23 protein-coding genes are annotated in these 24,998 nt (G+C 42.8%); 9 read left to right on the plus strand and 14 right to left on the minus strand.

Translation table 11 applies throughout. The features are described from left to right. Window positions 1–157: 157 nt before the first annotated feature. From QL886_RS04300 to gspK, 5 genes are all read left to right on the plus strand, one after another. Window positions 158–841: a TetR/AcrR family transcriptional regulator gene (locus QL886_RS04300; protein WP_057759351.1), complete on the plus strand. Its 684-nt coding sequence runs from the start codon at window positions 158–160 to the stop codon at window positions 839–841. A 362-nt stretch (window positions 842–1,203) separates the two neighbouring features. Continuing rightward, the gene (locus QL886_RS04305; RefSeq protein ID WP_290177765.1) at window positions 1,204–1,863 is read left to right on the plus strand and encodes a prepilin-type N-terminal cleavage/methylation domain-containing protein; all 660 of its coding nucleotides are present in this window, start codon (window positions 1,204–1,206) and stop codon (window positions 1,861–1,863) included. Between the two features lie 38 nt (window positions 1,864–1,901). Then, window positions 1,902–2,372, plus strand: a complete 471-nt coding sequence (gene gspI / locus QL886_RS04310; RefSeq protein ID WP_290177745.1) for a type II secretion system minor pseudopilin GspI — start codon at window positions 1,902–1,904, stop codon at window positions 2,370–2,372. Further along, window positions 2,369–3,229, plus strand: coding sequence for a type II secretion system protein GspJ (locus QL886_RS04315; RefSeq protein ID WP_290177746.1), 861 nt, complete (start codon window positions 2,369–2,371; stop codon window positions 3,227–3,229). The genes gspI and QL886_RS04315 overlap by 4 nt, the downstream gene beginning before the upstream one ends. A gap of 48 nt (window positions 3,230–3,277) precedes the next feature. Further along, window positions 3,278–4,345, plus strand: a complete 1,068-nt coding sequence (gene gspK, locus QL886_RS04320) for a type II secretion system minor pseudopilin GspK (protein ID WP_290177747.1) — start codon at window positions 3,278–3,280, stop codon at window positions 4,343–4,345. 21 nt (window positions 4,346–4,366) lie between these two features. Here the strand turns inward: gspK and QL886_RS04325 are convergent, their stop codons facing one another. The 4 genes from QL886_RS04325 to ychF all read right to left on the minus strand — a co-directional run bounded on the left by QL886_RS04325 (window position 4,367) and on the right by ychF (window position 8,673). Further along, window positions 4,367–5,047: a TetR family transcriptional regulator gene (locus QL886_RS04325; protein WP_057759356.1), complete on the minus strand. Its 681-nt coding sequence runs from the start codon at window positions 5,045–5,047 to the stop codon at window positions 4,367–4,369. A gap of 104 nt (window positions 5,048–5,151) precedes the next feature. Then, entirely contained in the window at window positions 5,152–6,567 is a 1,416-nt protein-coding gene (locus tag QL886_RS04330) for a deoxyguanosinetriphosphate triphosphohydrolase (RefSeq protein ID WP_290177748.1), read from the minus strand. A gap of 272 nt (window positions 6,568–6,839) precedes the next feature. Then, window positions 6,840–7,454, minus strand: a complete 615-nt coding sequence (locus QL886_RS04335) for a hypothetical protein (protein WP_290177749.1) — start codon at window positions 7,452–7,454, stop codon at window positions 6,840–6,842. A gap of 127 nt (window positions 7,455–7,581) precedes the next feature. Continuing rightward, entirely contained in the window at window positions 7,582–8,673 is a 1,092-nt protein-coding gene (ychF, locus tag QL886_RS04340; RefSeq protein ID WP_201547425.1) for a redox-regulated ATPase YchF, read from the minus strand. A gap of 409 nt (window positions 8,674–9,082) precedes the next feature. On the opposite strand from ychF, the gene QL886_RS04345 reads away from it, so the two are divergent. From QL886_RS04345 to QL886_RS04355, 3 genes are all read left to right on the plus strand, one after another. Further along, window positions 9,083–11,287, plus strand: a complete 2,205-nt coding sequence (locus tag QL886_RS04345; RefSeq protein WP_290177750.1) for an ATP-dependent helicase — start codon at window positions 9,083–9,085, stop codon at window positions 11,285–11,287. A 343-nt stretch (window positions 11,288–11,630) separates the two neighbouring features. Further along, window positions 11,631–12,878 carry an FAD-dependent oxidoreductase gene (locus QL886_RS04350; RefSeq protein WP_290177751.1) on the plus strand — a complete coding sequence of 416 codons (1,248 nt, stop codon included), beginning with the start codon at window positions 11,631–11,633 and terminating at the stop codon, window positions 12,876–12,878. 163 nt (window positions 12,879–13,041) lie between these two features. Beyond that, window positions 13,042–13,380 carry a RidA family protein gene (locus tag QL886_RS04355; protein ID WP_055124581.1) on the plus strand — a complete coding sequence of 113 codons (339 nt, stop codon included), beginning with the start codon at window positions 13,042–13,044 and terminating at the stop codon, window positions 13,378–13,380. A 189-nt stretch (window positions 13,381–13,569) separates the two neighbouring features. Here QL886_RS04355 and QL886_RS04360 read toward each other — a convergent pair whose 3' ends face one another. Continuing rightward, entirely contained in the window at window positions 13,570–14,382 is an 813-nt protein-coding gene (locus QL886_RS04360; RefSeq protein ID WP_290177752.1) for an enoyl-CoA hydratase, read from the minus strand. Window positions 14,383–14,595: 213 nt separating this feature from the next. After that, on the minus strand, window positions 14,596–15,096 hold the full coding sequence (locus QL886_RS04365; protein ID WP_290177753.1) for a lactoylglutathione lyase family protein: 501 nt from the start codon (window positions 15,094–15,096) through the stop codon (window positions 14,596–14,598). A 107-nt stretch (window positions 15,097–15,203) separates the two neighbouring features. On the opposite strand from QL886_RS04365, the gene QL886_RS04370 reads away from it, so the two are divergent. Next, entirely contained in the window at window positions 15,204–16,073 is an 870-nt protein-coding gene (locus QL886_RS04370) for a LysR family transcriptional regulator (RefSeq protein ID WP_290177754.1), read from the plus strand. A 110-nt stretch (window positions 16,074–16,183) separates the two neighbouring features. On the opposite strand, the gene QL886_RS04375 is transcribed toward QL886_RS04370, so the two are convergent. From QL886_RS04375 to ppsA, 8 genes are all read right to left on the minus strand, one after another. Continuing rightward, window positions 16,184–17,320 (minus strand): glycerate kinase, encoded by a 1,137-nt coding sequence (locus tag QL886_RS04375; RefSeq protein ID WP_290177755.1) that lies wholly within the window; start codon window positions 17,318–17,320, stop codon window positions 16,184–16,186. Between the two features lie 112 nt (window positions 17,321–17,432). Further along, entirely contained in the window at window positions 17,433–18,788 is a 1,356-nt protein-coding gene (locus QL886_RS04380) for a GntP family permease (RefSeq protein WP_290177756.1), read from the minus strand. A gap of 469 nt (window positions 18,789–19,257) precedes the next feature. Beyond that, a complete protein-coding gene (locus QL886_RS04385; protein WP_101205444.1) occupies window positions 19,258–19,497 on the minus strand; it encodes a hypothetical protein in 240 nt (79 codons plus the stop codon). Between the two features lie 354 nt (window positions 19,498–19,851). Beyond that, on the minus strand, window positions 19,852–20,358 hold the full coding sequence (gene rplI / locus QL886_RS04390) for a 50S ribosomal protein L9 (protein WP_102094899.1): 507 nt from the start codon (window positions 20,356–20,358) through the stop codon (window positions 19,852–19,854). A gap of 20 nt (window positions 20,359–20,378) precedes the next feature. Then, complete coding sequence (gene rpsR / locus QL886_RS04395; protein ID WP_010198808.1) at window positions 20,379–20,609, minus strand: 30S ribosomal protein S18; 231 nt, start codon at window positions 20,607–20,609, stop codon at window positions 20,379–20,381. A gap of 16 nt (window positions 20,610–20,625) precedes the next feature. After that, window positions 20,626–21,030: a 30S ribosomal protein S6 gene (gene rpsF / locus QL886_RS04400; RefSeq protein ID WP_101205443.1), complete on the minus strand. Its 405-nt coding sequence runs from the start codon at window positions 21,028–21,030 to the stop codon at window positions 20,626–20,628. A gap of 291 nt (window positions 21,031–21,321) precedes the next feature. Beyond that, window positions 21,322–22,287, minus strand: coding sequence for an RDD family protein (locus QL886_RS04405; RefSeq protein ID WP_290177757.1), 966 nt, complete (start codon window positions 22,285–22,287; stop codon window positions 21,322–21,324). Between the two features lie 114 nt (window positions 22,288–22,401). Then, window positions 22,402–24,786 (minus strand): phosphoenolpyruvate synthase, encoded by a 2,385-nt coding sequence (gene ppsA, locus QL886_RS04410; RefSeq protein ID WP_290177758.1) that lies wholly within the window; start codon window positions 24,784–24,786, stop codon window positions 22,402–22,404. Window positions 24,787–24,998: the final 212 nt, after the last annotated feature.

A 24,998-nucleotide genomic window follows, 5' to 3' on the forward strand; every position in this document is an offset into this window, starting at 1 on the left:
AATGTAAATATATGATTATCAATGACTATTTGTAAATATAAGCATATCCCTTTTATGGTATTTCAGCAGTTCTTGTATAGTTTTATACGCTCATTGCCAAATGTACGCACATAATTGATGGTCATATGCTTAATCTTGTCATGTTTTAGGAGAGATTATGAGTCGTCAGCACCAGTTCAAGGCACGAGAAGAGAACATCTTAGCGATGGCAGAACAATTGCTACTTGAGTCAGGCGATGGTGATATCACTTTAGACAGTTTGGCAGATCAGCTCGATTTGGCTAAAGGCACCCTGTACAAGCATTTCTCCAGTAAAGATGAGCTTTATCTGCGTATTATTATTCGTTACGAAGAGCAATTGTTTGAGATTAACCGCATTGATGACTGCCCGTCGGCAGGCGTTGCCCGTATGATTTTTCAGCAGTTATTCAACCCGCAAAAAGCCATGCTATTGAATCAAATTGAAGAGCGTCTGGCAGCATCAGTGACTGGTCTCAATCGTTTGTTTGGTGAGTTATATGATATCCGTCGCCAGCGCATGAAGCGTTTGATTGATATCATCAGCGCATACCTAAAAGATGAGCACAGTAACTTGAGTACTCGTGATTATCTATCGTCTATTTGGGCAATTGGTCAGGGCGGTGCAGGGCTCTTAAACTCAAGCTTTTACCAACGCTATTTAGGTCGTCGTGATACGCTGCGTTATGCCTTTGTTCAGCAAGTGCTAGAATTGCCAAGTCATTATCCTGCTGACGATGAAGAGGTCATGGATGAGGATATGCAAGAGCTGGTAGAGCAAATCGATACTGAATCAGAAGAGCACCGTAATACCAACTATTAAATTAGTTATCGGTAAAGTAGCTCTTAGTAAAGTAACTATTAATAAAGTAGCAAGTAATTTTTGGGTTGTGAACCTTTTTCGGCTTTAATAAATCGTGTTGCAATGTTTACTATTGCAGCACGAATTCATATATCTTCTACATTCTTTAAAACTCTTTCTCATTCTGCGACAATAAAAATTGGGCTTATAGGTGCAATATGCCGGTCACTGTCAAGACTCAGTCCAGTTCAGCGGCTATTTGCTCTTTTACTCTAATTAGTCAAACGTCTCAATCAAGCTGCTTAGATACAAGACCTATAGACCATTGTCGCAGCTGCGTCTCCATATCAAGTGATGCTTATCACTTATCATCAGTCTCATCAATAAACAGTCGGACACAGACTGGTTTTACATTGGTAGAAATCGTGGTGGTAGTGGTTATCTTATCTATATTTGCTGGCCTAATGAGTTTGTCTGTCGGTAGCAGTGAATCCCGAAAAAACCGCGCTTTTTATGAGCATCTGACCGATTCGTTAAGCTACGTTCGCCTATTATCGGCTGAACGTATGCAGCCGATGGGTTTGCGTATGCAGGCAGATAAGCAAGGTCAAGTAGAGCCAGTCATCGTTACCTTAACAAATCCATATGTCGCGTACCAGACAACAGAGATGACGTCAGATAGCACCGACAGTCAGCCTAAGAATGCTATGGAGCTGTCGGCAGAGGTGGCTGGTCTATCAGGCTCTACTAATGAGAAAAAACCAACGCCAAGTTGGGAGGTTGAGTCGGGCATCAATTTGCCTGAACTGCCTACTGGCGTAAGTATTAGAGTTCAAAGTTTGGATTCTAGCGGTTTACAGAATACGGGACGAACCCAAACGTTACAGCCTTGGTTTAGCGATCAAAACGTACCGCAGGTATTGTGGTTTGGTACGGGACAAGCAACGCCCGTCACCATTGAAGTACTTCACGATTCGCGTTTAGTAGGCGAGGTGATTACCATAATGCCAGATGGCAGCATGCGAATCGGACAGGGGTTATAGTGACTAAATTATATAAACCTCCTATGACAAGCCAGCCTATGTCACCAAAATCTATATCACTCAAGTCTGGGCGCGAGAGCGGCTTTACCCTTATCGAAGTGATGGTTGCTCTGGCTATTTTAGCAGTGGTAGCAGTCGCGGCGAGCCGTGCCAGTAGTGCATATCTGAGCTCAGTTGATATATTGCGTACTCGTACGCTTGCTCACTTTGTTGCCCAAAATGCCGCCGCTGATTTGCGTATTCAAGAGACGTGGCTGACAGCCAACCGCACCCAAACCGTGAATGCTCAAGGGCGTGATTGGCAAATAGCAATGACAGTCGGCGACGCCATCACACCTGCCCTAAAAGAAGTAAATATCGCAGTTGCGCCTATTATGGATGGGCAGACACGCACATCGATCACTGATATCACTGTGATGCTAAGTAATGCTGAGCAAGATACGGGCAGTCTGGATTTAAGTGGTCTAAGCACAACAGGTAATAGCGAGCAGGCAGGGGGCGGTCTGTGAGACATCAGCGTGGTTTCACATTACTTGAGCTAATGGTTGCCATGGCAATATTTGCGATGCTAGCCGTTGCAGGCTGGCAGGTATTTGATGGGGTCAACCGTGCTCGTGAGCGCGCACAATTCCATGCTGACAATCTGGCTGTCTTGCAGTACGCTTATTTACAGTTACAGCAAGACATGGGTCAAATTATCCCTTATCAAGCGTCGACTACTCAAAGTGTCAGTGCGGCGAATAACAGTCCAAGCGATAGTAGTAATACGAACAACAAACCTCAATCAAGCGAGCAAATAAACGGACAAATAAATAAAATAGCGCCTGAGCCCTTTATGAGCTTAGATGGCGAGCATGTCAGCTTTGTACGCTTTGCCGATCCTGATCCACGATATCAGAATAGCAATAGCCTCCAACGTATCGAATATATTTTTGCAGATGAGCGTTTGATACGTCGCCAGTATACCAGTATGGAAGGCGGGCGTGACAGCGTCAGCTTAGACAGCGTATTGCTCGAAGGTGTCACAGCAGGACGCTGGCAAGCCTATCTACCAGAGCTAAGTACCAGATTTCCGAGCGATGACATTAACAGTGGCAGTAGTGCAAGCGTAGCAGTAGTACAATCAGCGAATACAGCGAATTCCAAGCCCACAGCTGTTCTATTGCCGAAAGGAGTCGCGGTTAGCTTTACATACCAAGATATGCCAATCACTTGGCAATGGGCACTCGCCCCGCAACCGATATCGCATAGCAATAGTCAAAGCACAGTCAATAATACAGATGGTAGTAACAATGATAATGCTAATAATGACAACAGCGGTAGTGATGGTAGTGACAATAATAGCAGTGCGGGAACGAATAATTGAGAAGGTAGTGGTTAAAATGCATCAATTGCTCAACAACAAAGGCTATGTATGTCGATGACTGCGAACTCTCAACGCGGTGTTGCACTGCTGACTATCTTATTATTGGTAGTAAGTATTACTGTGGTTGCAGGGTCGATGCTTGCTAGCCAAAAAATTGCAATTAGGCGTAGTGGTCTGTTGTTCGATCAAAATCAGTTGCTGCAAGATATCGATGCAGGTCAACAGTTGGCAGTGACGATGATTCGCGCTGATAGCAACCTCAATGATACGGATAGTGCGCAAGATATCTGGGCGCAGCCCATACCACCTTATACATTGGCTAGTCACAGTGTCAGCATTGAGCTACGCGATGAGTCTGGTCGTTTTAACATTAATAACTTGTATCAAGATGGGTCAGCCAATACCACTGCTTTAGCAGTACTCCAACGACTACTCACGCAACTAAATCTAGAGCCTGATATTGCTATTGCTATACTGGATTGGCAAGATGCAGACGGCGAGGTATATCAAGATGGCGGTGATGAAAGTACGGTATATGCGCAGCAGTCAAATGCTGTAGCAACAGATGCTTTGCCAAATCAGCCTTTTGTCAGTATCGATCAGCTACTAGAAGTGAAAGGGGTAAGCGCTGAGACATTAGCAGTATTACGGCCTTATCTTACCGCAGTGCCTTATTATGTGCTTATTAATATCAATACTGCCAGTCCTGCATTGTTAGCAGCACTAATTGATGGTGCTAACAGCCAACAGATGCAAGCACTGGTAGATATGCGCGCACAGCAGGCCCTGACGTCTATTGATGCAGTATGGCAATTACCGATATTCGGCAGTCTAAATGATGAGCAACGAAAAGCCTTAACACCCATGCTTGCCGTTGATAGCAAAGCATTTATGGCGCTTATCACAGCGACTGATAATGCAACTGTCGGTCAAGCTAGAGAGCGTTTTGCCACAGTCTTGATTAGTAAAACTGTCGTTGATAATAATCAAGCAGTTAATAATAGTCAGACAGCTAATGATAATCAGGCCGCTAACAGTAGTGAGGTAGACGGTAAAATGCCCAAGGAAGTCAAAGTAGTGACACAGAGACTATGGGCATTTCGTCCGAGCTTTTAGCAAATGGTGTTGAGATCTTATTTAGTCTTTTAGGCGTGTTTCTTCGCTAGACTTCCAATTATAAGCCCCGTAAAAAAGCATCTGTGCTTGACGAGTACAGTTATGCAGCATCAGCTGTTTGTTTTCTTCGATTTCGTTTAGATCAATCTCATCATCATGATCTTCCGTGTAGGTCAGCTCTAGCCAATCAATAATCCAAGAGAAGAACATATTCACACCAGCCTCAGCCAATAGACGACGGTCATAAGCGTTGATATGGGTAAACGCTGGCTGCAACGCTAAGTCGTCGGCCAACCCTTGAGCATGTATCTTAATCAACTCATTGATGGCTTTGCGTACTGCTTCTGACCCACCATAACGCTCACTGACCAAGAACTGCCAGTAATAAGGCTGATCGCTGACCATGTACAAGAATAGCTGAATGCTTTTTGCGATTTGACGATCGAAACTACGTTTACGTCCAATCTGCAGGCTATCACTTAACGTGGCTAACGTACCGCCTAATTCCTCAATGACCAAAGCGCGCCCGAGTGACTCCATATCATCAAAATGGCGATAAAACGCAGTCGGCACAACGCCAACCTCGCGTGTTACTTGTCTGAGACTGATAGAGCTAAAAGATTGCCCTGTCATACATAGATCGAGCACAGCATTAAAAAAGGCGTGCCGAGTTTGAAGTTTTTTTTGTTCGCGACTGCTCATAATATTTCAAAATTGTCCGGTAGGTGTTTATCATACTCATTTCAACGCATAAATACGACTGAAATACGCCATTCGTGTTAATTTACTAAACCTGCACTGGTCTTTTAAACCACTGTGCCCCAATGGCCTTGCAATTCTTGCGCCAGTCGATAAGCTTCATGGTCATTCATACCTGTAATAAAATCCAAAATATTTAAGACATTATGATAGATATCGTCAGACAAGATGCGGCGATGTTCGTCAAGATGAGGCTGTAACAATCTTAACAGACGTTGCTGCTCAAAAGACATCGGCGGCTGCATAGTAGCAGATTCAGAGCCAGTCCAAGCGAGCGGCATAAAGGCATTCAATAGGCTATGCAAGCATTGATTGGCCATCAGCTCCATTCTTACTTTGCTCGGATGGTTAAATATTTTTTCGCGTGCCAGCTGCTTAGCTTGATTGATACCATTCTGTACGCTGGTATCGCAATGGGCAAATAGGCTGCCTTGTAATGTGCCAGCTAGCAATGCATCACTGTTGGCTACAAAAACATCGGTGACGGTATTGACCAAACGCATCATGGCTCGTGCCCGCAGGGAGGCAAGACTTTGTCTGACAGACATATGCGCTGGCAAGTTTACGCTACTTGGACGTTCACCAATCAGCTCATAAAATATCGTGGCGACTTCGCTATAGGTTAGCATATTCAGATGGATGCCATCTTCTAAATCGATTAGCGCATAACAGATGTCATCTGCTGCTTCTAGCAGGTAAGCCAATGGATGGCGCGCAAAGCCATCGTGTTGCTCTGAGCGTGGCAAATGCAAACACGCAGCTAATTCCTCCAATTGAGACGCCTCACTATAAAAGCAGCCAAATTTCTGCACGGTATAATGGTTGTCATTGACATCATTGCTGTGAGTCGCCAACCACGGATACTTCATAAAGGCGCCTAGCGTGGCACAGGTGAGCCGCATACCGCCCTTATCAGGGTGATGTTCATTACGTGCCAATAGGCGAAATCCTTGAGCATTACCCTCGTATGCCAGTAAGTCTAATCGCTCGTTGCTGCTTAAATTTTGCAAAATCGCTTGCGGCTCAGGCTGCCTAAACCAATCACGAATCGCATACTCTCCAGCGTGACCAAAAGGCGGATTGCCAATATCGTGAGCAAGACAAGCTGCTTGTACGATCACACCGACGTCTGCAGGTAAAACTCCTGCTGGTAGGCCGCTACCTAATGCGTCATGGATTTTTTCGGCAGCCATCATTCCCAAAGAGCGACCAATAGAAGACACTTCTAGCGAGTGAGTCAGGCGCGTATGAATACCGAGCTGATTGGTCAATGGATGGACTTGGGTTTTCTGATTTAACTGGCGAAAAGAGTGAGAAAATACCAGTCTGTCATAGTCTTTGTGAAACTGAGAGCGAGTACTGGTATTGGCGTTAAATTTTTTGGAAGCACCAAGACGTTGTGAGTTGAGAAGATGTGACCATTGTGTGGTAGGGGACGATAAGGAAGTTGGTTTATTTAGCATATTGAAACATCCGGAACCAAGGGAGCCTCTAGCATAGCAAAATAGCGCCCTTGGTACAGCTATATAGTCAGGGAACTACTAAACGGCTACGGCGTTACCTTCCTTAGAGCTACTATTTGTACAATCTGCAGTCGGCGGCCTTGTACCCGTTTGACTTCTTTGACTAGAGTTAATGCCCTATAAATTGGATACGGTGCCAGTTTTGCTTAGCATACTATTGGTAGTGCTTTGACTCGCCTTGCTTGTATTCAAATTATATTGAATCGACTATATTAAGATGTCTGACAGTTAAAAATTACGTCTTCCTTGTCGATAGCTACATCGCTGTCCAGTGTTTTATTAAGCAATGTCGCTTTGTCTCCATTTACTTGCCATATGATGCCGTGGGTATCGTCTAATCCAATATCACTGGTATAGATGCCCTTATCAGTTTCACTATTAGCAGTAGCTGTTAAATCGTATTCGATACCATCGATGAGCAAATGCGCTGTCTGCGGTGTACTGTCGCTATGATAAGAAACGCCGATAGTAGCAGTAGGCTCACAAGAGAAAGGAGTGCTGTTGTTGGCATGAGCTGCATGATCGTGTCCTGCGTGCGCATGTTCTTCGTGGCTATGGCTTTTATGATCATGTCCTTCATGATTAGGCCCTTCATGACCGTGTTCCATATCACTATGCTCTTCGTGGCCGTGATCTTCATGCTCTTTATCATCATGCATTTCATGACCTTGTTCATGTTCGGCATGATTATCTACTGTTGCTTTTTCAGATACCGCTGCATCGGTATCGCTGTTTGGCTGACAACCCAGTAAAGAGCCTGCCATCACACTACCTAGTATCGTAATACCTGCAAGTCTAGAAAAAGGAAAAGAAAAATAATTAGTCACAGTATGAACCCTCAAATAAGCAAAAAAAGATATGTTATAATATAACAATATACTGAAAAAATAAAGCCGATGATGGAGAATATCCAACATCGGCTAATTAACTTTAAATAAGCTGTACTATTTAAAGTTACACGTTAAATCTAAAGTGCATAACATCGCCATCTTGTACGATGTAAGTTTTACCTTCTAAACGCGATTTACCAGCAGCAGCAGCGCCTTTTTCACCGTTGTATTCGATAAAGTCATCATACGCAATGACTTCAGCACGAATAAAACCACGCTCAAAATCAGTATGAATCACGCCAGCTGCTTGCGGCGCTGTCGCACCAATAGCGACAGTCCAAGCACGTACTTCTTTTACGCCAGCGGTAAAGTAAGTCTGCATATCAAGTAAGTCATAGCCACCACGGATTACTTGGTCAAGACCGGCTTCTTCCATGTCCATTTCAGCTAGGAAGTCTTTTTTATCATCTTCATCGAGCTGTGCAATTTCAGATTCGATCTGATTGCATAGCGCGATGACGATAGAATCTTCACCAGTGGCATAGTCACGAACAGCGTCAAGATATGGGTTGTTTTCAAAACCATCTTCAGAGACGTTAGCGATATACATGGTCGGCTTTAGCGTAATTAAACCATAGCTTCTGATCAGTTTTTTCTCATCAGCGTCTAGGTTAGCAGCACGAGCCGCTTTACCTTCTGCTAATAATGGTTCAACTTTTTTGAATACATCAAGCAATGCTTGCGCGTCCTTATCACCACCTTTAGCCTTTTTGGTTTGGTTGTGAATTGCGCGCTCAACAGCTTCTAAATCTGCAAGTGCCAGTTCAGTGTTGATGGTTTCGATATCATCAATCGGGCTAACGCGGCCATCAACGTGTACCACATTGTCATCATCAAAACAGCGTACAACGTGAGCAATTGCATCGGTCTCACGGATGTTGGCTAGGAACTGGTTACCCATGCCTTCGCCTTTCGACGCGCCTGCGACCAAACCTGCGATATCAACAAACTCCATGGTCGTTGGTAATACGCGCTCAGGATTGACGATATCAGCCAGTTGTTTTAGGCGTGGGTCTGGTACTGGTACGATACCCGTGTTGGGATCTTTGGTACAAAATGGAAAGTTTTCAGCGGCGATACCCGCTTTGGTCAACGCATTAAACAAGGTGGATTTACCCACGTTTGGTAGGCCGACGATGCCGCAATTAAAACCCATAACATTCTCTCAATGTATTAATAAAATCAGTTGGTATAAAGTTTGGTTAAATGATAAATCAAAATTGGGCACATTGTAGCAAATTTACCTGAATAGGGGTGAGGTTGTTACGGTATATGCTCAGGTTTTTACCCGATGACAATATGCATCTTTACGATAAAAGCAGGTCATATTAGAGGCTTAAAAATGAACAAGGCTAACCAATAGGAGTGACGCATAGCTTATGTGGGTTGGTAATCACTATTCTTTAATATGGTAAACTGTCACGTATGAATAAGGGCTTAAAGTTCACGTAAATTCAGCACATATATTCTGCTAGGTTTAGCAAATAATACTTATTCTAAAGCTATAAACAATCAGACATACGCTGATAATATCGCCAAAATAAAATGTAAGGCAATTTTAGACAATGACAACCTCGATTTTTGACACACGCCACTATAAATACCCGCAAAACTTCCTTGAGATGAAGCCTAAACTGTCTCGACTTGAGCAGGCTATTAAAAAACTAGAGGCAAATTTAATTGATACGGCTGAGCCGACAAACCTTAAGTTATTAAAGCAGAGACTAGATAGCGGGTTGGGGTTAAAGGTCGATTATGCCAGTGAGCTAAATCCCGATCAGCTAATGGCAGCGACTACGATCGATGGCAAAGTATTGGTCATTGCTGGTGCAGGTTCGGGCAAGACCAAAACTTTGACCTATCGCACCAGTTATCTATTAGAAAACGGAGTGTCGCCTAAAGAGATTTTGCTACTGACCTTTACGCGTAAAGCGGCAAATGAAATAAAAGATCGAGCTAAATCCTTGCTAGCTAGCAGTCTTTCAAATCAAGAACTATCAGATGAAGAGTTGGCTGAGGATAAGCTGCCAACTGATAAAGCATTAAATAGCATCACTAGTGGTACTTTTCACTCGTTTTGTAATATGTTACTACGTCAATATTCAGGGCTACTCGGTATCAATCCAAGGTTTACCATTTTGGATACTGGCGATAGTGAGGACGCTATCGACTTGGTGCATAAAGAAAAAAAGTATCCTGCTCAAACCAAGGCACAAGCCTTTCCGCGTAAAAAAACGCTGCAAAATATCATCTCGACGTCTAGAAATAGACGTATACAAATTCGTGACTTAATCGAAAGTAACTACCCAGATATTGCCGTGCATATTCCTATCATCGAGCAGCTGGCAGTTGACTTTCATGAGTATAAGCGCACCAATCACTTATATGATTTTGATGACATAATTAGCCAAGTAGTGCATCATTTAAAAACCAATGACACCTTTCGACAGCTGCTGCAAAGCCAATATCGTTACATTATGGTTGATGAATACCAAGACACCAATATCCCGCAAAAGCAGCTAATCGACTTAATATGTGAGTCTGAGTCGGTATCGCTGATGGTAGTTGGTGACGACAATCAAAGTATTTACGCATTTCGCGGTGCCAATTATGAAAACATTCTTCTATTCGGCGAGACTTATCCTCATGCCAAACTTATTAAGCTTGAGCAAAATTATCGCAGCTCGCCATCCGTTTTAAACTATATCAATGCGTTGTCCGCGCAAATCACGCTAGGCTATCAAAAGCAGCTGTATTCTGATGCGCCAATAGAAGGACACAAGCCAGTATTTCGACGACTCAGTGATGAGCCAAAAGAAGCGGGCTATATCACTGATAAGATTGTCGCGCTTAAGCCAGAGTATGACTACAACGACTTTGCGGTATTATGCCGTACGTCTTTTCAGTCCAATTACGTACAGCTAGAGTTTATGGCGCGCAATATTCCCTTTATCGTGGTGGGCGGTATCAAGTTCATTGAAAGACGTCATATCAAAGATGTATTGGCCTTTGTCAAAATACTCTATAACCCAAATGACACGATTGCTTGGCATCGTATTTTAACCTTGTTTAAAGGGGTGGGTGCAGTGACGGCGACGCGCTTAACCCAAGCCATTACTGCTGACAATAATGCGTTTGAATCTTTACTGGCAGCGCCATTTTCGAAAAAAAGTGATCAGCTAGAACCTCTATATCATGCGCTTACCAAGGCACAGCAAGCTGAATCGGTTGATACAGCTATTGAACATATTCTTGAGTTTTATATTCCAGTATTAAAGCTGATTGAAGAAAATTGGCGTGAGCGTACCGAAGATTTTCGGGTATTGAAGAACTTAGCGACAGAGCACACAAGCCTTGATAGTTTTTTAGAAAATCTCGCTTTAGACCCACCCAATGACTCGGTGGCTGTCATGGGCAATTCGGATAACGGGCAAGACAGTAGCAATGACAAAGTCACTATCTCGACCATTCATAGTGCTAAAGGGCTTGAATGGCCAGTAGTATTTGTGAATTCTTTAGTAGATGGCATCACGCCGCATCATCGTTCTTTAGATGACTTTGAAGCATTAGAAGAAGAGCGTAAGCTGTTTTATGTTGCCTGTAGTCGTGCAAAGACACAGTTGTATCTGACAGCACCGAACTACTTTTCTAGTTATTCTGGATATTTTGACAAGCCGTCACGTTTTATCGCTGAGCTATCTGCGGACGAGGTAACGGTTGAGACGACAAGGAGAACCATGATAGAAGACGATGATCCCATTTGGTGGTAATACGCTATGTTTAGTTGATTATCCAATCAATTAAACATAAGCTAATAAAACCGTTCAGTAATATAGATAAGTGAGCTTTCGAATACTTGAACGTTTTATAACTAAAAACATTGGATAACTTGACGCTATTTTCATCAAATTTGTTGCTAGATTATTGCTCGAAGCCAATATTATTCCTATCAAAAATACCTTCTCAAAAACCCCATAACCAAAAGTATATGACGCGAAAATATTTCTCAGATAAGGGTTTCAAATTTATCCTAATGCGTTACTATTACCACCTAATTCTGTTAGACCCTTATATTTGATACTCTGTATTAACACCCTAAGAAAAGGATAGGTTATGCGCTACGAAGTTATCGTTATCGGTGCAGGTATGGTTGGCACGTCAATCGCGTGGCATCTACAAAAAAATAACTCAAATGTATTATTGTTAGACAAAAAATTGCCAGGGTCAGAGACCTCATATGGCAATGCAGGATTGATTCAGCGCGAAGCCATTCATACACATCCTTTTCCTCGTCAGCTGACAGAAATGATCAGAGTATTGCCAAACCAAGGGACCGATATTCGCTATCGTATCCCGGCCATTTTGCGTTATCACCAAGCACTGCTTCAGTACTGGAAATACTCTACGCCAGCATCCGTCAAAAAAATTGAATCAGAGTGGCAGACGCTGATTGAGCATTGTACTAGTGAGCACCAAACCATGATTAGCGCTTCTGGTGCTGACGAGCTCATTACTCGTGATGGTTGGTTGCAATTGCATCGCTCAGAAGAGACGTTCAAAGAAGCGCAAGTATCAGCTATCGACGCACGTAACCAAGGTGTTGAGCATAACGTACTAAACCTTGAAGCGCTCAAAGCAATGGAGCCTAGCGCCAATTTTGAAGGTTTCGTTGGCGCGATTCATTGGAAAAATTCTTGGCAAGTATCGAACCCAAGCTCACTCGTGAAAGCTTATGCAAAAAACTTCCAAGATATGCAGGGTACGATCAAAGAAAGCGATGTGAAAGAAATCATAAAAGACGGCGAAGGTTGGAAAATTATCACTGATAACGATACCTACTATAGTGATAAATTGGTTATCGCAGCAGGCCCATGGTCTAATGATTTGATCAGACCACTTGGCTATAACTTGCCATTGTTCCCAATGCGCGGCTATCATCAGCATTTCAAAGTGACAGAAAAGAACACCATCAATCACAGTATGTTTGATATGGACAAAGGTTTTGTGATGGGGCCGATGCAGCAGGGTATCCGTATCACCACTGGTGCTGAGATGACCACGATGAATGCGCCAAAGAACTTTGGTCAGTTAAAAACCGTATTGAAGCTTGCTAAAAAAATCTTGCCATTAGAAGATGCGGTTGAGAGTGAAGCATGGGCGGGCTCTCGTCCTTGTATGCCTGATATGAAGCCAGTAATCGGTCCTGCTGACAAGCATGACAAACTATGGTTTGCATTTGGTCATAGTCATCAAGGCTTTACCTTAGGACCAATGACAGGGCGTCTGGTCGAAGAGATGATTCACGACAAGCCGACATTGGTCAATCTTGCACCATTTAGTGCCCAGCGTTTTTCTAACTAAGCGCGTATCTGATATATAGTTGATCCAATTTAAGAGCGGTACAAGGCAACCGAGTGCAGATGTATATGTCATACTTCAAGCGAGGTTAACGCTGTAACGCTTTTATAGTGGATTGACTATAGTTAGCACAGAATTAAATTAATAAATAAAAGGTATAGACATGATTAAGAAGCTACACAGCAATCAACGTATGAGCAAAACCGTAATCCATAACCAGACGATCTATTTGTGTGGTCAGGTAGGTAATGCAGAAGACGATATCAAAGCGCAAACATTGACTTGTCTAGAAAAAATTCAAACGTTGCTAGAAGAGGTAGGTAGTGATAAATCAAAGCTACTATCAGTCACGGTTTGGATCAAAGACATGGCTGACTTTGCTGCTATGAATGAAGTTTATGACCAGTGGTTTGAAGGTATTCAGCCACCGGCTCGCGCTTGTGGTGAGTCAGCTTTAGCACGTCCTGAGCTATTGGTTGAAATGATCGCTATCGCTGCTGAGTAAAGACTGCTCATAGTACCTATAGCACCTGTATTAAATAGAAATGAAAAAGGCCATGATAATGATATCGTGGCCTTTTTTATGCTTGGCAATAAGCAAATTTAATTAATGCAAATCGGTATGCTAGTTTTCTGAACTAAGCATATTCTGTATGATATCAGCTAAGCAATATAATGATTATTATTATAGGAGTTAGCACCCTTTCCATACCGCTCGGCGCTTCTCAATAAATGCATCAATCCCTTCGCCCACATCGTCTGCCATCATATTGCCCGTCATTACTTCACTGGCATAGTCATACGCGTCTTCGATGTTCATATCCAGTTGTTTATAAAACATATCTTTGCCAGTTCTTACTGCTACTGGAGACTTGGCAGTAATCGCCGTTATCAATGACTGTAATGTTTGATCAAGTTGCTCTGCTGGCGCAACTCGATTGATCAAGCCATATTGCAAGGCAGTATGCGCATCGATAAATTCACCTGTGATTAGCATTTCAAACGCTTGCTTACGAGGTAGATTACGGCTGACGGCTACAGCAGGTGTGGAGCAGAACAGTCCAACGTTTATCCCAGAAGTAGCAAATTTTGCATTATCAGCGGCAACGGCTAAGTCACAAGCGGCGACCAGTTGACATCCTGCAGCGGTAGCAATGCCTTGTACTTTTGCGATAACGACTTGCGGCATACGGTTGATGGTAAGCATCATTTTGCTACATTGCTGGAATAGGGCACGGTGAAATGCTGCATCTGTATGCGTGCGCATTTGTTTTAGATTATGACCAGCACAGAATGCCTTGCCTGTCGCTTGAATAACCACGACTCTGATCGTATCGTCTTGAGCGATACTGTCTAGCTCTGTTTGCATAGCAGACAATACTTCAACGGACAACGCATTGAATTGTTTGGGTTGGTTTAAGGTGAGCGTGACAACGCCATTTTCTTTATTGTCTTCTCTAATAACCAACAGGTCATCTAGGTCTAGAGTAATATCAGACTGTGTCATTTATCATCCTTGATAATGGGTTGTTTGGTTTGGAAAATATTATTATTTATAAAGCTATATAAAGCGACTTAAATAGTAGCATGGCTTATATTCTATACAATAGTTTATTAATATAGAGCGCTCAAAAAAATAGCGCACTCAGATGATGAGTACGCTATTGGTTTGTCAGTCAGATATCGCCTAAATCTATACTAAGCTTAAGCTATACTGAATTTAGTATGCGCCTTCGCTATAAATAAGCTCATAACTGTGGCTATATATCTCAACGATGTTACCGAACGGGTCTTCCATATAAATCATGCGGTAAGGTTTTTCGCCAGGGTAGTAGTAGCGTGGTTTTTCCATACGCTTTTTACCGCCTGCGGCAACCATACGCTCAGCCAGCGCTTCAACGTTTGGGTCTTGGACGCAGAAGTGAAAAATACCTGTTTTCCAGTATTCAAAGTTATTTTCAGGGTTTTCCTGATTTTTAAATTCAAAAATCTCAACACCGATACGGTCACCAGTAGATAGGTGAGCGATCCGAAAGCGGCCCCAACCAGCACCGAATACTTCAGTACACATCTCACCAATCGGGCTGTCATCTTCGACAATCTCAGTTGGTTCCATGATGGTGTACCAACCCATCACTTCAGTATAAAATTTTACGGCGGCATCTAAGTCAGGGACTGACAGACCAATGTGCGAAAAGCTTCTTGGATAAACGTTGTTCATAGTTTGTTCTCCTGTTTGCTGTACTCTTGTTTAACGTGAGGCCAGTATACAAACGCACCGTTATTATGTAAAATTATCAAATATTATATAAATAAGTATAAAATGTAATGATAAATGTCACATTGTTACGAACTTTCTGTACGCTTGCTGAAGTTGGGCACTTTACTCGTACCGCTGAACGTCTATATATGACGCAGTCTGGTGTGAGCCAACACATACGTAAGCTAGAAGAGCAGCTGGACACAGATTTGTTAATTCGACAAGGAAAGCAGTTCTCATTAACCAATGCAGGTGAGCAGCTTTATAAAGAAGCAGGCGAGATATTGCAGCGATTATCAAATTTAGAACAGCGCATCGGTGAAGATCCACCTTATGAAGGATTGGTGCGGTTGATGTCACCGGGTAGTGTGGGACTGAAGCTGTATCCGCAGCTTTTGACACTACAGCAGCAGCATCCAAAACTAGTGATTGATTACCGTTTTGCTCCAAATTCTGATATTGAGCGGGCGCTTGCAAATCACGAGATTGATATTGGCTTTATGACGGATATCTCAGATGATGAAACGGTTAGTTGCAAACCTATGGCACAAGAAGCATTGATACTCGTAACCCCTGCGGCTACAGTAGCGCCTAGCTGGGAGCAGCTTATCGATCTTGGATTTATCGATCATCCGGATGGCGCCCATCATGCAGGCATGCTACTAACTGCCAATTATGAGCAATTTCAGCATATCAATGACTTTGAGAAAAAAGGATTTTCGAATCAGATTGGCCTGATACTAGAACCCGTCAGCAGAGGAATCGGCTTTACTGTTTTGCCAGCACATGCAGTGGCTGCCTATCCGAAGCCTGAGCTGATTAGCAGTCATCATTTACCAGTTGCCGTTAGCGAAACGCTATATCTTGCTGTCAGACGACAGCAGGCACTTTCTAATAGAGTGCATACGGTCATTGATGAAGTAAAAAAATGGCTATAGACATGTTGAGAATGATACATGCACAGCTGACAAAGGGCTAATAAAACGCTCGATAGCTGTGCACTTAGTGGAGGATGCTATTGATAAATTGCGACTATGAAAGATTGCGGCTATTTTAAAGTCTGCCCAAGTTTGATACTTGCAGCAATATTAGCAGCAGTAGTTTCAATATTGTTATAAGCAGAGCCTAACACGTTATCAATCGTGTCTACTTTTTGGATACTCGGCATGACCACATCGAACTGACTGGTCTGAGCAGGTTTTAGTCCATCGACGCTGCCGCAGATAGCGATGACAGGTGTACGGCTAGCCTTAGCGATTTGGCTGATACCGCCTGCCACTTTACCCATGGCGGTTTGCGCATCAAGCTTGCCTTCGCCAGTGATGACGAGATCTGCCTCTGCGATATGCTGTGACAGGTGAGCCACTTCGGCAACCGTATCAAAGCCTGACTTTAGCTGAGCTTGAAAGAAAGTCATCATCGCATAGCCAAGACCGCCAGCAGCGCCAGCGCCTTCAACGTATTGACAGTCTTCATAGCCATGCTGTCCACATATGGTCGCAAAGTGACTGAGTGCCTTGTCCAAAGTATTAACCTGCTCTGGGCAAGCGCCTTTTTGTGGCCCAAACACTGCGCTTGCACCCAGCAGACCGCATAATGGATTGGTCACATCACAAGCAACTTCAAATACTGTGTCTGATATCCTTGCATGCAGGCTAGTATTATCGAGCTTATGTAGGCTGGCAAGTGCGCCACCACCATGAGTGAGTAGGCTATCATTGATGTCATGAAATGTTATGCCTAACGCCATTAGCATACCAAGTCCTGCATCATTGGTTGCGCTACCACCCAGACCAATGACGATACGCTTAGCACCTTCTTCTAACGCATCTTCGATCAGCTCCCCAACACCATAACTACTCGCAATAACGGGATTACGCTCATCAGCTGTCAGTAGGTGCAATCCGCAGGCTTGAGCCACTTCGATAACAGCAGTCGCGTCAGGCAATAACAGATACTTTGCCGTAATCGGTCTCATTAATGGGTCATGTACTCTGACTTCTTTCCAGCGCCCGCCCAATACATAAGACAATACCGCTGAGGTACCTTCACCGCCATCGGCCATTGGCAGTAGCTTGTAGTCAGCATCTGGAAACACTTGAATAAAGCCAGATTGAATGGCGTGGCACACGTCCAGTGCTTCTAAACTTTCTTTAAACGAGTCAGGGGCGATCAAAATTTTCATATGGCTCTCTTTGAATATCTTAATGACACGATCATTGCGATAGTGTCATGTTTTAAAACGTTTATTTAACGATCATCAAATAAACGTATATAGAAATACCCAATTTCATGAACTAGATAAACACTAGAGTCAACAACCAGATAAATACGATGCTAGTCACACCTTGGATACCAGTGGCCATTGAATGAGCTTTGTACGCTTGTGCGACGCTCATGCGACTAAACTGGCTAACAATCCAAAAGAAGCTGTCATTGGCATGTGAGATGGTCATGGCACCGGCACCAATTGCCATCACGCAGAACACACGTCCAAGTTCGCTGTCTAGGCCAATCTGACTCAATAGTGGGGCAACCATTGCAGAGGTTGTGACCAATGCGACCGTGGTTGAGCCTTGTGCTGTTTTTAGCGCAGCAGAGACGATAAATGGCATAAAAATACCCAATCCTAAGGCAGATAGCGTCGAACCTAGATAATCGCCAATCGGCGTCACTTTTAGCATGGCACCAAATGCGCCACCAGCACCAGTGATCAATAGGATAGGGGCTGCTACTACCAAACCTTGCGAGATACTATCGCTGATTTCTTGCGTTTTTTGGCTTGATTTAATCAAGAAAAAGGATAAGAACAAACCGATAAGTAGTGCAGTAAGCGGATTACCAATGAATATCAAAATCTCCGCTACCATGCTACTACCAAACGGTGCGCTTGGGAAATTAGTAACCGAAGACAGGCAGATTAATATGATAGGAACGATAATCGGCAAGAAAGCCATTGTCGCTGAAGGCAAATGGCTGTAATCGTCACGAGTTTTCATTCCTTTAGGCATTGCTGCTGGAGCATCTGCCGCATTGATATTGTCAGGAGTAGCGTTAAGGAAGCGATTAGACCACCACCAGCCAGCCAGTACTGCAACTGCTGTCACGACCACACCGACCATGATGACTAAACCCAAATTTGACTCTAGACCTAAGTTACCTGCCGCTGCGATTGGGCCTGGCGTAGGTGGGACAAAGGTATGGGTGGCATATAGACCAGTTGCCAAGGCAATGCTCATCGCGACACTTGATACATGTAAGCGCTCAGCTAAAGACTCTTTTAGAGAGTTTAAGATAATATAGCCAGAGTCACAAAATACAGGGATCGAAACGACCGCACCGACGATAGACATGGTCAAAGTAGGGAAGCGTGGTCCCAATACTTTGATGACTGACTCTGCCATTACGATAGCAGCACCCGTTTTTTCAAGGATTAAGCCAATAATCGTACCAAATACAATCACTAGGCCGATATAGCCTAAGATACCACCGAAACCATCAGAGATCGTTTTTGCGACAGTATTAAGCGGTACTTGATAAAATAGCGCGACCAAAAAAGCAGAGAGAATCAATACTAAAAAGGGATGCCACTTTAGTTTTGCGGTAGCGAAAATAATAAAAAGAATGGTCAGTACAAGCCAAAATACAATCATCACTGTCTCAATATGGTTTATATCTTAATTGATTACCAATGCAATACAGCCAATTATATCGAGATTAAATACGGTATATAGCTTGCTAATTCTACTTTGCGTAGTGCTTGCAAGTGCCTTTACCATGTTTACATTTAAACGATATTGGACCAACTATCTGCATCACTAACGATACGAAATTTTAAAGGGGCATATTTTATAGCAAATAGACGCCGCTAGGAAATAGATTCGTTAAATAGTTGGCGCTGTTGACAAAAAATTGAGAGATAATTAATTTTAAAATGACGGAAATCAGTAAGAAAACGTCGAAGACGTGTGTGGAAATACTTGTATAACTAGCAATTGCTAATACTTCAAACCAAAAAAAACTGGCCATCTATAATGACCAGTTTTTGTCTAAACAATATTTACCTACCTGAGTAATGATTATTTTTAGAATAGGTATTCTAAGGAGTGCCCTGATTGACAGTTAGGCAATCTTATCAAAAAAAGCTTTGTTATTGGTAGCAGTTGCAGTATCAAAGCTGACGTAAATGCCTTGATCATCCAACGTGGCATACCAATGATCATCATTGCCACTGGTCAGCAGCTGAAAGTATTTGTCATTGACTATTCTGCCAACTGTATACACCTCACCTTCGGAGTAGTATGCATTACCTTGAGTACAGATAAGCTTGTCATTGGTATGAATGTTATGATTTTCTTTCATGTTCTTGCGCCCTATTAGTACATTAGATAGCAGTAGATTATCAATTCTGCTAATAGTAATAAAGATGATTATATAGGCAGTATCTTGTTGTTTGGTATAGCGTTTTTAAGGCAATTGTTGCATTTAGTTACTACAATATTGCATAGATAACACCGCTATCATAGCAATAGATTTTTTGAGAATCCTAAGCTGTTTAGGAATATATAAAATCCTAATTTGTCGAGATAAAGGAGTGCAAGTTAGCGTTATAAATTGTCTAAATATATAAACTCTAATGTCAAAAAGGACGCACGTAAAAAAGCCAGCAACCTAAGTTGCTGGCTTTTTGCAGACTGAGTCTAACTATATAGAAGATTACTCTTCAGAATAGTCTTCTTCAGCAGCTTCTTCTTCAGCTGAATCTTCGTTGTTACCATCTTCAGAAAGAATAGTAACTAAGATGCTAGCAGTAACGTCATGGTGTAGCTGAATATCAACATTGTATTCGCCAACTTGACGTAGAGTGCCTTCAGGTAGCTTGATTTCAGCACGGTCTACTTCTAGACCTGAGTTAGTCAATGCTTCAGCAATATCGCGAGTACCGATAGAGCCGAATAGCTTGCCTTCGTCACCTGATTTAGCACGCATGATAACATTAACGTCAGTTAGTGCATCAGCACGCTCTTGAGCAACGGCGATCTCTTTTGCTTCTTCAGCTTCAAGTTCAGCACGACGTGCTTCGAACTTTTCAATGTTAGCTTTAGTAGCAGGTAACGCTTTGCCCTGAGGGATAAGAAAGTTACGTCCGTAACCTGGTTTTACATCGACAGTTTCACCGAGTTTACCAAGGTTGACGATACGCTGTAACAAAATAATTTGCATGAGTCATTCCTAGTTAGCGGTTAACCTTGATGGTTATCAGTGTATGGAAGTAGCGATAAGTAACGAGCTTGCTTGATAGCAGTCGCTAATTGACGCTGATATTTAGTAGATGTACCAGTAATACGGCTTGGTACGATTTTACCATTATCACTAATGTACTGTTTTAGCAATTCAACATCTTTATAGTCGATGTGAGTGATGCCTTCAGCAGTGAAACGGCAGAATTTGCGACGGCGATAGAAACGTGCCATGAGTATTCTCCTTTAATTAGTCTTCACTGTTGTCGTTGTCGTCATTATCGTTTTCACGATTGTCTGGACGACGAGTAGTTGCTTTGCGTGCGCGTTTTTCATCGGCATTCTTGGCTAACTGCGACTCTTCAGTGACAGCTTCGTCACGGCGCATAACTAGACTACGAATGATCGCGTCGTTATAACGGAATAATTCTTCAAGTTCAGCTAAAGTTTCACCGTCAGTTTCAATGTTGAAAAGAACGTAATGAGCTTTGTGAATCTTGTTGATTGGATAAGCCAGTTGACGACGGCCCCAATCCTCTAGACGATGGATAACACCGTTGTTGTCTTGAACTAACTTGATATAGCGCTCAACCATGCCGACCACTTGGTCGCTTTGGTCTGGGTGTACAAGTAACACCAGTTCGTAATGTCGCATTATGACTCCTTACGGATTAGTAGCTATTAACCCTATGTTAATAGCAAGGAGATTTATAAGGTAAGCCCAATTCTAGTCATATTTTATAAAAAACAATCAAGAATAAGCTTAGTTTATAAAGCGCCGTATTATAACAGTACTCGGCAACTAACACAAAGGTTAATCACCAAGCTACTGCCAATAAAATATAAAAAGAGGCTAAATAAGCTTTGCTAAATAAAAAAGCCGCGATAGTACGCAGCTTTTTTAATTATAACGAGCTATAAAACCAATAACCAAACCAAAATACTGTTATTCAGATTTTGACTTCTTTACCAGTTGGCTACTGTCTGCTTTGACCACTAAGGTTTTGGCAAGTTTGTCATGCCAACCAATATTTTCAGGGCTTTTAGATGCCATATAGTAATGAATGGCTAAAGGTATCAGTACTATAAATGAAGTAGAAAGGGGGATATAAAGTAGTGCTAGAAAAAGAGTACGTATCACAACCAATCTAAGAAAAGAAGGTAAATGATGGGTGGTTTGATCTACAACACGAATTCCCGTAATCAATTTACCTAACGACTGGCCCCGCAAGATAATAAAAAGTAATTGCAAAGCGATAAGGCCGAAAACCATCGCATTGGATATTAATTGTGTCGCTTGCGGAATACTTTCAGAAAGACTAAAAGAATATTTAATTACTGCTTCCATATTCTGTAAGTCTGTGGGCATGTCTCCCAACTTTCTCATAGCTAGCATTAATGGAAGAAACGCCATTATTAGTAGCAGCCAATCAAGCGCGGTTGCCAATACGCGTGACATGATTGGCGCAAGTACCACGTTGCCGACGACTTTATCATTGTCTGCAACAGCTTTTTTGAGAGTAGACTTATTCAGTGAGACATTGTTGTGCGGCGTTTGATGACGATTGGTCGTCATGTCGGCTTTCACGTTTTTAGGACGTTCAGGCTTGCCATATAGTCTGTCTAACGATACTGACTTATCATCTTTCGATTTATTAGTATCTTCAGGGAAGACGGTCACGTTATTGATGATAGAGTCATTTACTTCAGGCGTGTTAGCACTGGTCGGGCGATAAACCGTTTGGTTATTGGTAAGATCACCTACGCGCTGCCACTGAGCTAAGCCTTCATGCCACATCAGATCATCAAGCAATACTTCACCAGATGCCAGCATGATATTCAGCTGCTCCAACTGATATGGGCCAGCTTGTACGTTATTTCGAGCAAGGAAAATCTGCATAATTGCCTGCATAGTTAGTCATGTCTTAGGACATTATATTAGGGTCTATTTGAAAAAATCAAATAGACCCTAATAGTGGTATCTTTAATGACTGTGTGAATGACCGCTGTGACTAAACGTAGCGGTTTACTTCGCTTCTTCACCAGCTAAGAAGAACCAAGTATCTAGTACTGAGTCAGGGTTCAATGACACTGAGCTGATACCTTGCTCCATTAACCAAAACGCTAGATCTGGATGGTCTGATGGACCTTGACCACAGATGCCGACGTATTTGTTTTGCTTACGGCAAGCTTCGATAGCCATAGACAATAGTTTCTTAACAGCAGGATCACGCTCATCAAATAGATGTGAGACGATACCTGAGTCACGGTCAAGACCAAGCGTTAACTGAGTCAAATCGTTAGAACCGATTGAGAAACCATCGAAGTATTCTAAGAACTCTTCTGCCAATAGCGCGTTGGTCGGTAGCTCACACATCATGATGACGCGCAAACCGTTTTCGCCACGTTTTAGACCATTTTTCTCAAGTAACTCGATGACTTCTTTGGCTTCGCCAACAGTACGTACGAATGGAATCATGATCTCAACGTTGGTCAAGCCCATGTCATCACGTACACGTTTCAGTGCTTTACACTCAAGCTCAAAACAGTCACGGAAGTTATCAGACACATAACGGCTAGCACCGCGGAAACCAAGCATTGGGTTTTCTTCTGATGGCTCGTATAACTTACCACCAAGCAGGTTAGCGTATTCGTTTGATTTGAAATCTGACATACGAACGATCACTGGCTGATCCATAAAGGCAACAGCTAGGGTTGAGATACCTTCAACCAATTTATCAACATAGAAGTCAACAGGTGACGCATAGCCTGCGATACGCTCTTGGATTGCTTGTGAAATTTCACGTGGCAAGCTGTTCATGTTTAGCAAGGCTTTTGGATGCACACCAATCATACGGTTGATGATGAACTCTAGACGTGCAAGACCAATACCTTCGTTTGGCATTTGGGTAAATGAGAATGCGCGATCTGGGTTACCAACGTTCATCATCACTTTGAATGCTAGCTCTGGCATAGATTCAACAGAGTTAGTCTGTACTTCAAAATCAATCTGGCTTTCATAAATGAAACCAGTGTCACCTTCAGCACAAGAAGCAGTTACGTCTTGACCATCAACCAATAGCTCAGTTGCGTTACCACAACCAACGATAGCTGGCACACCTAGCTCACGCGCGATAATCGCAGCGTGACAGGTACGACCACCACGGTTGGTGATGATAGCAGAAGCTCGCTTCATAACTGGCTCCCAATCCGGATCAGTCATGTCTGATACGAGTACGTCGCCTTCTTCTACTTTGTCCATCTCGTTTAGGTTGCTAACGATACGCACTTTACCTGAACCGATACGTTGACCGATTGAACGACCTTCACACAATACTTTTGCGCCAGTCGTGTCGATGACATAACGCTCCATTACGTTGCTGTCTTGACGGCTCTTAACAGTCTCAGGACGTGCTTGAACGATAAAGATTTCGTTAGTATCGCCATCTTTTGCCCACTCGATATCCATCGCTTGGCCATAATGCTGTTCAATCGTTACCGCTTGCTTGGCAAGTGAGGTTAGCTCTTCAGTAGATAACGAGAACTGCATGCGATCTTGTTTTTCAACATCAACGGTTTTAACTGATTTAGCCGTGCTGCCTTCATCACCATAAACCATTTTCTTATGCTTGCTACCTAGGTTACGGCGGATAACTGATGGCTTACCGTTGGCTAGCAATTTCTTAGAAATATAGAACTCATCTGGGTTAACCGCACCCTGTACAACCATTTCACCTAGGCCATAGCTTGAGGTGATGAATACCACTTGATCAAAGCCACTTTCGGTATCTAGCGTGAACATAACACCAGCAGCACCAGTCTCTGAACGTACCATACGCTGTACGGCAGCAGATAGTGCAACACCTTCGTGCTCAAAACCTTTGTGTACACGGTAAGAGATTGCACGGTCGTTATATAGCGAGGCAAATACTTCTTTAATAGCAATTAGGACGTTATCAATACCGCGAATGTTCAAGAAGGTTTCTTGTTGACCGGCGAATGACGCATCTGGCAAATCTTCAGCAGTAGCAGAAGAACGGACAGCAACAGCGATGTCTTCGCCGCCACTCATGGTCTCAAATGATTGACGTACTTCTTGCTCAAGATCTTTTGGCAGTTCTTGTTCAATAATCCAAGTACGAATCTTTTTACCAGTCGCCGCAAGCTTATTAACATCATTTACGTCTAGTGTTTTTAGCTCGCTGTTAATTTTGTCAAGCAAGCCGGTCTCAGTCAAAAAGCGGTTGAATGCATTTGAAGTGGTGGCAAAGCCGCCTGGAACACTAACGCCTAAATCAGAAAGATGGCTGATCATTTCGCCAAGCGAAGCGTTCTTACCACCAACCATTTCGATGTCGTCTTTTCCTAGCTGATCAAGATTGATTACAAGTGCTGTAGATTGCGCTGCCATGATAACTCCAGAAAATAAGGTTATTTAGTAAAGATTATAACGGTGAATTATACCGCCATATTAGGACAATTTCGAGGGTTTTCACCAAAAAACTTGTTAAAAATATACAAATTGTGGGGTTTGCTACATAAATTAGGGCCAGTCCCATCAGGTTTCGTATTTACTCAGATGGAAAACATCATCGTTAGTGACGATATTATGCGCTTATAAAA

This window comes from Psychrobacter sp. APC 3281 (assembly GCF_030407815.1).
Lineage (GTDB): Bacteria > Pseudomonadota > Gammaproteobacteria > Pseudomonadales > Moraxellaceae > Psychrobacter.